We start from the raw sequence: 9,539 nt of genomic DNA on the forward strand, positions 1-9,539 counted from the left end.
GAGGGGGGCGTCGGAGCCCTGGGTGCGGAGGATGTCGCAGTAGTCGGCCATCGTGCCGTCGGTGGCGAGGGCCAGCCCCTCCAGCTTGGTCACGATGTCGCCGCCCTGGATCCCGGCCTCGGCGGCCGGCGACCCGGACTCGACGGCGGCCACCCACACGCCCGACAGGCCGCCGTCCTCGGCGATCACGGCCTGGCCGTTGATGCCGAGCCACTCGACGTGCTCGCCGCCCTGCATCCGCTCCACGAGCCCCTGCGCCTCGCCGCCGGCGATGGCGAAGGACTGGCGGGCCTCGGCCAGGCTGGCGTAGTTGACGCCGACCACCCGGCCCTGCTCGTCCACCAGCGGGCCGCCCGAGTTCCCCGGGTTGATGGTGGCGTCGTGCTCGATCACCGCGTCCACCGACGCCCACGTCGTCTCGCCGCCCGCGTCGGCTTTGGAGACGATCCCCCGCGTCAGGGTGAACTCGGGGTCGCCGAGCGGGAACCCGGCCGCGAACACGTCCAGGCCGGTGCTCACCTCGCCCTCGTGCCAGGCCATGAACGGGAACCCGTCGCCCTCGATGTCGATCACCGCCAGGTCCGAGCACTCCGAGGTGCCCAGGATCTGCGCGTTGCGGGGCTCGCTGTCCCCGCCCACGTACACCTGCAGCGACGCCGCCCCGGTGACCACGTGGTTGTTCGTGACGGCGATGCCCGACGGGTCGACGATGAACCCGGACCCGGCGCCGGCCGCGTTCAGCTGCTCGCCCAGCTCGGGATCGACGAAGCTGCCCTGGGCCACGATCTGCACGGTCGCCGACTGCACCTCGTCCACGGAGCCGATCGCCCCACCCGACGCCGCCTGCTCCGTCGTCGTCCCGGTCCCACCGGTCGTGCCGCCGTCGTCGTCGTCGTCGCCCCCGCCCGCGAACACGGCGATGGCGCCGAGGACGATGGCGAGCGCGGCGACCACGCCGACGCCGATGAGGATGGCGCGGTTGCGCTTCTCGCCACCCGGCGGGGTGGCCGTGTAGCCCGGCGGGACGCCCCACCCGGGCGGCTGCGCGCCGGGCTGGCCGCCCGGCTGGCCCCAGGCCTGGGGCTGCTGCGCCGTCGGCGGGTACTGCGGGCCGCCGCTCGGCGGCGGCGGGTACTGGCCCCCGCCCGACGGCGGCGGCGGGTACGGGCCGCCACCGGACGGCGGCGGCGGGTACTGGCCGCCGGACGGCGGCTGCTGCTGGCCGCCCGGCCAGCCGCCCTCGCCGCTCCCCTGACCCGGGTACGGCGCGTCGTTGGGCCCCTCAGGTGGGGTCATTGGCTCCGAAGCCTCCTGTCGTCTCCCTCGCGCCGGGTGGTCCCCGGCTCCGCCCGGGCGGCAACGCTAGCGGTTGGCGAGCGCCGATCCGCCGTCGGTGGCGGCCGTGGGGCCGGTGTCGTCCGCCACGTCGCGCAGCGCGGCGAAGAACGCGTCGACGTCGTCCTCGCTCGTGAAGAAGTGCGGGCACAGCCGCAGTGCGCCGTGCCGCTCGTCGACGATCACGCCCCGGTCGAGGAGCGCGTCGAGCACCTCCGGGGCGCCGGGCACCTCGACGGCGACCAGCCCGCCCCGCCGCGCCGGGTCGGACGGCGTGCGCACGGCCCAGCCCTCCTCGGCCGCCCGGTCGACGGTGTAGGCGGTCAGCTCCGCCACCCTGGCGACGATGCGGTCGGGTCCTACCTCGTGGACGATGTCGAGCCCCGCGGCCGCCGCGAAGATGGCGGCCGGGGCCGGCGTGCCGAGGGCGAAGCGCCCGGCGTGGGCCGGCCAGTCGACGGCCGAGTTGTCGAAGGCGAAGAAGTCGCGCTGGCTGAACCACCCGGTGACGGTGGGCTCGAGGGTGGCGGCGAGGTCGGGCCGCACGTAGAGGAAGGCCACGCCGGGCCCGCCCAGCAGGTACTTGAGCGGCCCGCCGACGAGCGCGTCGGCCCGGAGCGCCTGCACGTCGATCGCGACGACCCCCGAGCCGTGGTAGTCGTCGAGCACGCAGAGGGCGCCGGCCGCCCGGCAGCCCTGGACGAGCGCGGCCGCGTCGAGCACCGACCCGTCGAGGTAGGAGACCCGCGACGCGCTGACGACGGCCGTCGACGGCCCGACGGCGTCGAGGAACGCCGCCTCGTCGGACCCGTCCACCCAGCGCACGCGCGCCCCCCGCCGCTGCTGGGCCAGCCACACGTGGCAGTCGGTGGGGAACTCGCGCCGGGACAGCACGACCTCGTCGCGCCCGTCGCGCAGGTCGACGGCGGAGGCGAGCGACGACAGCGCCGTGCTGACCGACGGCGTGAGGACGACGTCGGCGGCGTCGGCGCCGATCAGCCGGGCGTAGAGGTCCTCCAGCCGCCGCATCTCCGGGATGATGTGGTGGAACCACACCCGCTCGGCGGAGGCGATGTCCTCCCACACGTCGAGGAAGCGGTCGACCGCCGCCCTCGCCCGCCGGGAGAGCGGCGCCAGGGTGTGGGCGCCGAGGAACACCTTGGTGCCCACGACCGGAAACTCGTCCCGCCAGGCGAGCAGGTCCGACGGTCCCCTCACACCCGCACCTCCCCTTCCCGCAGCACGACGGGCGACGACCCGGTGCAGTCGACCACGGTGGAGGCCCGGCCGGCGCGCGCCCCGCCGTCCACCACGAGCGCCAGCCGGTCGCCGAACAGGGCGGCGATCTCGCCGGCGGTCTCCGGCGTCGGGTGGCGGTGGCGGTTGGCGCTGGTCGTGGCCAGCGGCCCGAGTCGGTCGGCGACGGCCCGCACGAGCGGGTCGTCCGGGCAGCGCACGCCGACGGTGTCCGGCGGCGGCCCGAGCTCGAGCCCGACGCCGCGGCGCCGGGGCAGCACCAGCGTGAGCGCCCCCGGCCAGTGGGTGGCCATGAGCTTCGACGCGTACGCCGGGACGGGGTGGGCGAGCAGGCGGGCCTGGTCGAGCGAGGCGACGAGCACGGCGACGGGCTGCGTGTCGGGCCGCTCCTTCAGCTCGAACAGCCGCCTGGTGGCGCCGGGCACGCCGGGGTCGACGGCCAGCCCGTACACCGTGTCGGTCGGCAGGGCGACGACCCCGCCCCGCAGCAGCGCCTCGACCACGGCGTCGACGACCTCGCGGGGCGGCCGGTCGCCGCCGGCTTCCAGCACGGTCACGGGCACGCCCCAAACCTAGGCTGGCCCGGTGAGGTCGAGCGCATGAGGGCCGTGGTCATGCGGGCCGGGCGGCTGGTGGTCGACGACGTGCCCGACCCCTCCCCCGGCCCCGGCCAGGTGCTCGGCCGGGTGCTGGCCTGCGGCATCTGCGGGAGCGACCTGCACGCGCTGACCCACGGCGACCGGCTGGCCGCCGCCACCAGGGAGGCGGCCGGCGACGACCCCGCCGACCCGCTGCGGCCCCACCCCATGGACGTCACCCGCGACGTGGTCATGGGCCACGAGTTCTGCGTGCAGGTGGAGGCGATCGGCGACAACGTCGGCAACGTGGCCGAGGGCGACGTGGTCGTGTCCGTGCCGGTGATCGGCGACGCCGACGGCGTCTACCCGCTCGGCTACGCCAACCGGTACAACGGCGGCTACGCCGAGCGGATGCTGCTGTCGGCCCCGCTGTGCGTCCCCGTGCCCGACGGCCTCGACCACCGCACGGCGGCGCTGACCGAGCCGCTCGCCGTCGGCGTGCACGCCGTCCACCGGTCGAGGATCACCCCGGCCGACGCGGCCGTCGTCGTCGGCTGCGGGCCCGTCGGCCTCGCCGTCGTCGCCGCCCTCCGCATGGCGGGGGTCGGCGTCGTCGTCGCCGCCGACCACTCGGCCAGGCGCCGGGAGCTGGCCGGGCACCTGGGCGCCACCGAGGTGGTCGACCCCCGCGAGGAGCCGGCCGTGGCCGCCTGGCGCCGGGTCGACGGCCGCCGCCCGCTCGTGCTGTTCGAGGCCGTCGGCGTGCCCGGGATGATCGACGCGGCGATCCGCGACGTGCCGAGAAGGTCCCGCATCTGCGTCGTCGGCGTGTGCATGGAGGACGACGTGATCCGCCCGCTCGTCGCCGTCGGCAAGGAGGTCGACCTGGCCTTCGCCCTCGGCTACGACCCGCTCGAGTTCGTGGGCGCGCTCGGCGCCATCGCCGACGGCCGGGTCGACGCGGCCGCGCTCGTCACCGGCTCGGTGGACCTCGACGGCGTGCCGGCCGCGTTCGCGGCCCTCGCCGACCCCGAGCGCCACGCCAAGATCCTCGTGGAGCCCGGCTCGGGCGCCTCCCTCTAGGCCGGCCGGCGGGCGACGAGGGCGCGCGGACGGCCGGCCAGGTCGGGCCTGACCTCGGCGTCGCGCAGCCCGGCCCCGAGCGCGAGGTCGACGGCCGCGCCGGCCTGGTGGGGCGCGATCTCGACGACGACGGCGGCGCCGGGCGCCAGCCAGGCCCGGGCGCCGGCGACCACCTCGGCCACCGCCTCGAGCCCGGTCGGCCCCGACACCAGCGCGGCCGCCGGCTCCCAGTGGCGGACGACGGGCGGCAGGTCGTCGGTGGCGGCGACGTACGGCGGGTTGCTGACGACGAGCGCCAGCCGGCCCCGCAGCTCCGGCGGCAGGGCGCCGTACCAGGAGCCGTGGGCGACCCGCACCCGGGCGGCCGGCGTGCCCACCCCGGCCATGTTCGCGACCGCCACGTCGAGGGCGGCGGCCGACTGGTCGGTGGCCCACACCTCCACGCGCGGGCGCTCGGCCACGAGGGACAGGGCGATGGCGCCCGAGCCGGTGCCCAGGTCGGCGGCGACGGCCGGCCCCGGGCCCATGCGGTCGAGCTCGTCGAGGGCGTGGCCGACGACGGCCTCGGTCTCCGGCCGGGGGATGAGCACCCGGCGGTCGACGAGCAGGTCGAGGGTGCGGAAGGCCCAGCGGCCGAGCACGTACTGGAGCGGCTCGCCGGCGGCCCGCCTGGCCACCATGCCGTCGAGGTGGGCCACCCCCCGCACGGTCGCCGGCCGGTCGAGGGCGAGGTGGTACTCGGCGCCCTCGTAGCCCGACGCCTGCTCGACGATGCGGCGGGCGTCCACCTCGGGGGACTCGCAGCCGGCGTCGGCCAGCGCGGCCGCCGCCTCCGCGGCCAGGCGGCCCCAGGTGACCGTGCCCGCGCCGGCGTCAGGCACCGTCGCCCTCCGCCAGCTGGCGGGCCCGCTCGTCCTGCACGAGCGCGTCGACCACCTCGTCCAGCTCGCCGTGGAGCACCTTGTCGAGCTTGTAGATGGTGAGCCCGATGCGGTGGTCGCTGACCCGGTTCTCCTTGAAGTTGTAGGTCCTGATCTTCTCGGACCGGCCGCCGCCGCCGACCTGGCCGCGGCGGGCGTCGGACAGCTCGGCCGCCTGGCGGTCCTGCTCCAGCTTGAGCAGCCGGCTGCGCAGCACCTGGAGGGCCCTGGCCCGGTTCTGGATCTGGCTCTTCTCGTCCTGCATGCTCACCACCAGCCCGGTCGGCTTGTGGGTGATGCGCACGGCCGAGTCGGAGGTGTTGACCGACTGCCCGCCCGGCCCCGACGAGCGGTAGACGTCGACCTCGAGGTCGTTGGGGTCGATCTGCACGTCGACCTCCTCGGCCTCGGGCAGCACGGTCACCGTGGCCGACGACGTGTGGACGCGGCCCTGGCTCTCGGTGACCGGCACCCGCTGGACGCGGTGCGGGCCGCCCTCGTGCTTCAGGTGGGTCCACACCCGGTCGCCCTTCACGAGGAACGTGACCTCGTTGTAGCCGCCCATGTCCGAGCGGTCGGCGGCGAGCACCTCCAGCTTCCAGCCCATGCGCGTCGCGTAGGCGGCGTACATGTCGAACAGGTCCTTGGCGAACAGGTTCGCCTCCTCGCCGCCCTCGGCCCCCCGGATCTCGACGATCACGTTCTTGTCGTCGTTCGGGTCCTTCGGCACGAGCAGCAGCCGCAGCTCCTCGCTCAGCCGGGCGACGTCGGCCTCCGCGTCGTCGAGCTCGGCCCGCACCATGTCGCGGTCCTCGCCCTCGGCGTCGACGAGCATCTCCTTGGCGGTGGCGAGGTCGCCCTCCCGCTCCTTCAGCCGCCGCCAGGTGGCGACGACGGCGTCGAGCTCCTTGTGGCGCCGCGACAGGTCGCGGAGCTGGGCCGGGTCGGCGAGCACCTCGGGGTCGGACAGGCGCGCCTCGACCTGCGCCAGCTCCTGCTCCAGGTTCGCCACCCGTTCGAACACCGGGCCAAGGCTACGGCCGGTCGGCGCGGGGTACCGCCCCCCGGCGTGGCGAGGACCATGGAGCACGGGCGGCCCGGCCTCGCCGTCCCCGGCATCGTCCTCGGCGTGGGGCTCGGCGGCTTCGTGGACGGGATCGTCCTGCACCAGCTGCTGCAGTGGCACCACCTGCTGAGCGCCACCGGCGACCACCCGGTCGACACCGTCGACGGGCTGGAGGCGAACACCCTGGCCGACGGGCTGTTCCACGTGCTCGCCTGGCTGGCCACGGCGGCCGGCGTGGCGCTCGTGTGGCGGGCCGCCCGCCGGGGCGCCACCACCTGGTCGGGCCGGGTCATCCTCGGCTGGGCGCTCGTCGGCTGGGGCCTGTTCGACCTCGTCGAGGGCGTCGTCGACCACCACCTCCTCGGCCTGCACCACGTCCGCGAGGGCGTCCCGAACACCGGGGTGTACGACGTGGGCTTCCTCGTCCTCGGCGCCCTGCTCGTCGTGGCCGGCCTGGTGGTCAGCGGCGCCAGTCGCCGGCGATCGGCACCACCTCGGCCGGGTCCCTGAGGGCGGCGGCGAGCGCCCTCGTCATCGGGTGGTCGTCCCGCTCGGGGACGACGAGCAGCAGGCGGGCGCCGGGCGCGTGCATGGCCCTGGCGTCGACGGCGCTCGGCACGAGGTCCAGGTCCACGCCGACCGAGCAGACGGCGACGACCGGCCGGCCCTCGGCGTCCACGCCCACCGCGGGGGCGGGCACCGGGTCCTTCACGTTGGTGCGCGGCGACGCCGGGTCGGCCGGCTCGAGGCGGGCGGCGCCGACGAGGGCGGGGTCGGCGACGACGGTGGCCCGCAGCCAGCGCTCGCCGGCCAGGCGGTTCAGCGGGTGGTGGGGGGCGTCGGGGTGGCGGTGGCGGCGCACGGTGCCGATCACGTCGGCCAGCGCCTCGGCGGCCGGGACGTCGCCGTGCACCATGGCGAACGCCTCGCGGTCGTGGCGGCCGACGCCGACCTCGATGCGGGCCGCGCCCTCGTCGTCCACGGCCACGCGGGCGATCTCCAGGCCGCGGACCTCGCCGCTGACCACGCCGTGCTCGACGACCACGTCGGCGCCGGCCGCCGTCAGCATCACGCCGAGCAGCTCGGCCGACGGGTGGGGGGCGCCGGGGTGCCCGAGCGGCTCGGGCTCGGCCGGCTCCACGGCGCGGCCGTCGACGCGCCAGACGGTGGGCGGGTCGGCGAACGCGGCGGCGCGCCGGGCCAGCAGGCCGGTGGCGCCGGTGGCGAGCAGGTGGACCTCGGCGACGCCGTTGGCGCGCGCCCAGGCGAGCGCCGGGCCGAGCGAGCGCCCGGGCTCGTCCTCGGCGAGGACCCAGGCGCGGTCGCCCTCCCGCAGGGTGGCGCCGCCGGGGAACGTGCCCGGCTCGCGCTCGCCCGGACCGAAGTGGTCGCGGACGAGCGCGCCGAGCTTGACGCCCAGCAGCGCGGAGCGCCGGGCGGGGTCGAGGGTCGGGGGCCGGGAGGCCAGGGCCTAGGAGCGGGGCTTGCGCCGCCCGTAGCGGCGCTCGAACCGGTCGATGCGGCCACCCGTGTCCACCAGCTTCTGCTTGCCGGTGTAGAAGGGATGGCACTCGCTGCACAGCTCGACGTGCAGCTCCTTGGCGGTCGACCTCGTCGTGAACGTGTTCCCGCAGGAACAGCGGACCGGGGTGTCGGTGTACTCGGGGTGGATGGCTGCCTTCATGTCGCTTCCTCGAACGCTCGTGGGGAGTCGCCGATTCCCTAGCCGGAGAACGGCGCCTTGGCCACCTCGGCCAGGAACTCGTCGTTGCTCTTGAACGTGCGCATGCGGTCGATCAACAGCTCGAGGCCGGCGCCGCCGCTGCCGCCGCCCTCGCCCGCCAGGCCGGACAGCACCCGGCGCAGCTTCCACACCTGCTGGAGCTGGTGCCGCGGGAACAGCAGCTCCTCGTGCCGGGTGGACGAGGCGTCCACGTCGATGGCCGGGTAGATGCGGCGCTCGGCCAGCTTGCGGTCGAGGCGCAGCTCCATGTTGCCGGTGCCCTTGAACTCCTCGAAGATCACCTCGTCCATCCGCGAGCCGGTCTCGACCAGCGCGGTGGCGAGGATGGTGAGCGAGCCGCCCTCCTCGATGTTGCGGGCGGCGCCGAAGAACTTCTTCGGCGGGTAGAGGGCGCCCGAGTCGACGCCGCCGGACATGATCCGGCCGGTGGCCGGGGCGGCCAGGTTGTAGGCCCTGGCCAGGCGGGTGATGCCGTCGAGGATGATGACGACGTCCCTGCCCTCCTCGACCATGCGCTTGGCCCGCTCGATGGTCAGCTCGGCCACGAGCGTGTGCTCGTCGGACGGGCGGTCGAACGTCGAGGCCGCCACCTCGCCCCTGATGACCCAGCGCCGCCAGTCGGTGACCTCCTCGGGCCGCTCGTCCACCAGCAGGACGATCATGTGGACCTCGGGGTTGTTGGTCTCGATCGACCGGCTGATCTGCTTCATCACCGTGGTCTTGCCCGCCTTCGGCGGCGACACGATCAGCCCGCGCTGGCCCTTCCCGATCGGCGCGATCAGCTCGATGATCCGCGCCGTCATGTTGGTGGGGTCGGCGGGGACCTCGAGGCGGAGGCGCTCGTCGGGGAACAGCGGGGTGAGGTCCTCGAAACGGGGCCGGGTGCGGGCCAGCTCCGGGTCCTTGCCGTTGACGGCGTCGATGCGCAGGAGGGCCGGGTTCTTCTCGTTGCGGTTGGCCGGCCGGCTGGCCCCCTTCACGAGGTCGCCCTTGCGCAGCGAGAACTGGCGCACCTGCTTCACCGACACGTAGGCGTCGTCCTTGCTCGGCAGGAAGCCCTTGCGGCGCACGAAGCCGTAGCCCTCGTCGCGGAGGTCGAGGAGGCCCTCGATCTCGACCGGCTCGCCCTGCCACTGCTCGTCCTGGGCCTGGGGCTGGCGGTCCCGATCGCGGTCGCGGTCCCGGTCCCGGTCGCGGTCGCCCCGCTGGTCCCGGTCGCGGTCGCGGCCCCGGCGGCGCCGGCGACGGTTGCCGGCCTCGCCGTCGAGGCCCTGCTGGCCGCCCTGCTGCTGGCCCTGCTGCTGGCCGTGCTGCTGGCCCTGCTGGCCCTGGCCGTGCTGCTGCGGGGAGCGGGTGGGCTCGTCGTGGCGGGCGGCCTGGGCCACCTGTCCGCCCGGCGCGTCGCCGTTGGGCGACGGGACGGCCGCGGTCGCCGCGGCCGGCGTCTCGTCGGCGGCGGCACCGGGCGCCGTCGCCTCGGCGTCGGTGGGCCCGGCCGGCGGCCCGACGACCTCCGGCGTGCTCGCCGGCTCCTCCACCCGCGCCGCCGCGCCGTC

At 75.9% G+C, this 9,539-nt stretch carries 10 protein-coding genes; 2 read left to right on the forward strand and 8 right to left on the reverse strand.

What is annotated here, in order from left to right:
- From VGB14_05875 to VGB14_05885, 3 genes are all read right to left on the reverse strand, one after another.
- The coding region (locus tag VGB14_05875) for a trypsin-like peptidase domain-containing protein (GenBank protein ID HEX9992437.1) at positions 1-1,296 on the reverse strand (1,296 nt) is incomplete at its 3' end.
- A gap of 66 nt (positions 1,297-1,362) precedes the next feature.
- On the reverse strand, positions 1,363-2,553 hold the full coding sequence (locus tag VGB14_05880; protein ID HEX9992438.1) for an aminotransferase class V-fold PLP-dependent enzyme: 1,191 nt from the start codon (positions 2,551-2,553) through the stop codon (positions 1,363-1,365).
- Positions 2,550-3,155, reverse strand: coding sequence for an L-threonylcarbamoyladenylate synthase (locus VGB14_05885; GenBank protein ID HEX9992439.1), 606 nt, complete (start codon positions 3,153-3,155; stop codon positions 2,550-2,552). Before VGB14_05885 ends, VGB14_05880 begins: the two co-directional genes overlap by 4 nt.
- A 36-nt stretch (positions 3,156-3,191) precedes the next feature.
- Between VGB14_05885 and VGB14_05890 the strand changes: the two genes are divergently transcribed.
- Positions 3,192-4,253: a zinc-binding dehydrogenase gene (locus VGB14_05890; protein ID HEX9992440.1), complete on the forward strand. Its 1,062-nt coding sequence runs from the start codon at positions 3,192-3,194 to the stop codon at positions 4,251-4,253.
- On the opposite strand, the gene prmC is transcribed toward VGB14_05890, so the two are convergent.
- The gene (gene prmC, locus VGB14_05895; GenBank protein HEX9992441.1) at positions 4,250-5,134 is read right to left on the reverse strand and encodes a peptide chain release factor N(5)-glutamine methyltransferase; all 885 of its coding nucleotides are present in this window, start codon (positions 5,132-5,134) and stop codon (positions 4,250-4,252) included. The two genes, VGB14_05890 and prmC, sit on opposite strands and share 4 nt — an antisense overlap.
- Complete coding sequence (gene prfA, locus VGB14_05900) at positions 5,127-6,197, reverse strand: peptide chain release factor 1 (protein ID HEX9992442.1); 1,071 nt, start codon at positions 6,195-6,197, stop codon at positions 5,127-5,129. The genes prmC and prfA overlap by 8 nt, the downstream gene beginning before the upstream one ends.
- Before the next feature lie 45 nt (positions 6,198-6,242).
- Here prfA and VGB14_05905 point away from each other — a divergent pair, with 45 nt between their 5' ends.
- Positions 6,243-6,749: a DUF2243 domain-containing protein gene (locus VGB14_05905; protein ID HEX9992443.1), complete on the forward strand. Its 507-nt coding sequence runs from the start codon at positions 6,243-6,245 to the stop codon at positions 6,747-6,749.
- On the opposite strand, the gene VGB14_05910 is transcribed toward VGB14_05905, so the two are convergent.
- From VGB14_05910 to rho, 3 genes are all read right to left on the reverse strand, one after another.
- On the reverse strand, positions 6,700-7,380 hold the full coding sequence (locus tag VGB14_05910) for a hypothetical protein (GenBank protein ID HEX9992444.1): 681 nt from the start codon (positions 7,378-7,380) through the stop codon (positions 6,700-6,702). The genes VGB14_05905 and VGB14_05910 overlap by 50 nt on opposite strands.
- Positions 7,381-7,710: 330 nt before the next feature.
- Positions 7,711-7,923: a 50S ribosomal protein L31 gene (rpmE, locus tag VGB14_05915; protein ID HEX9992445.1), complete on the reverse strand. Its 213-nt coding sequence runs from the start codon at positions 7,921-7,923 to the stop codon at positions 7,711-7,713.
- Between the two features lie 38 nt (positions 7,924-7,961).
- A partial coding sequence (rho, locus tag VGB14_05920; protein ID HEX9992446.1) for a transcription termination factor Rho occupies positions 7,962-9,539 on the reverse strand: 1,578 nt, incomplete at its 5' end.

It is taken from the genome of Acidimicrobiales bacterium (assembly GCA_036399815.1).
In the GTDB taxonomy this organism is placed as follows: domain Bacteria; phylum Actinomycetota; class Acidimicrobiia; order Acidimicrobiales; family DASWMK01; genus DASWMK01.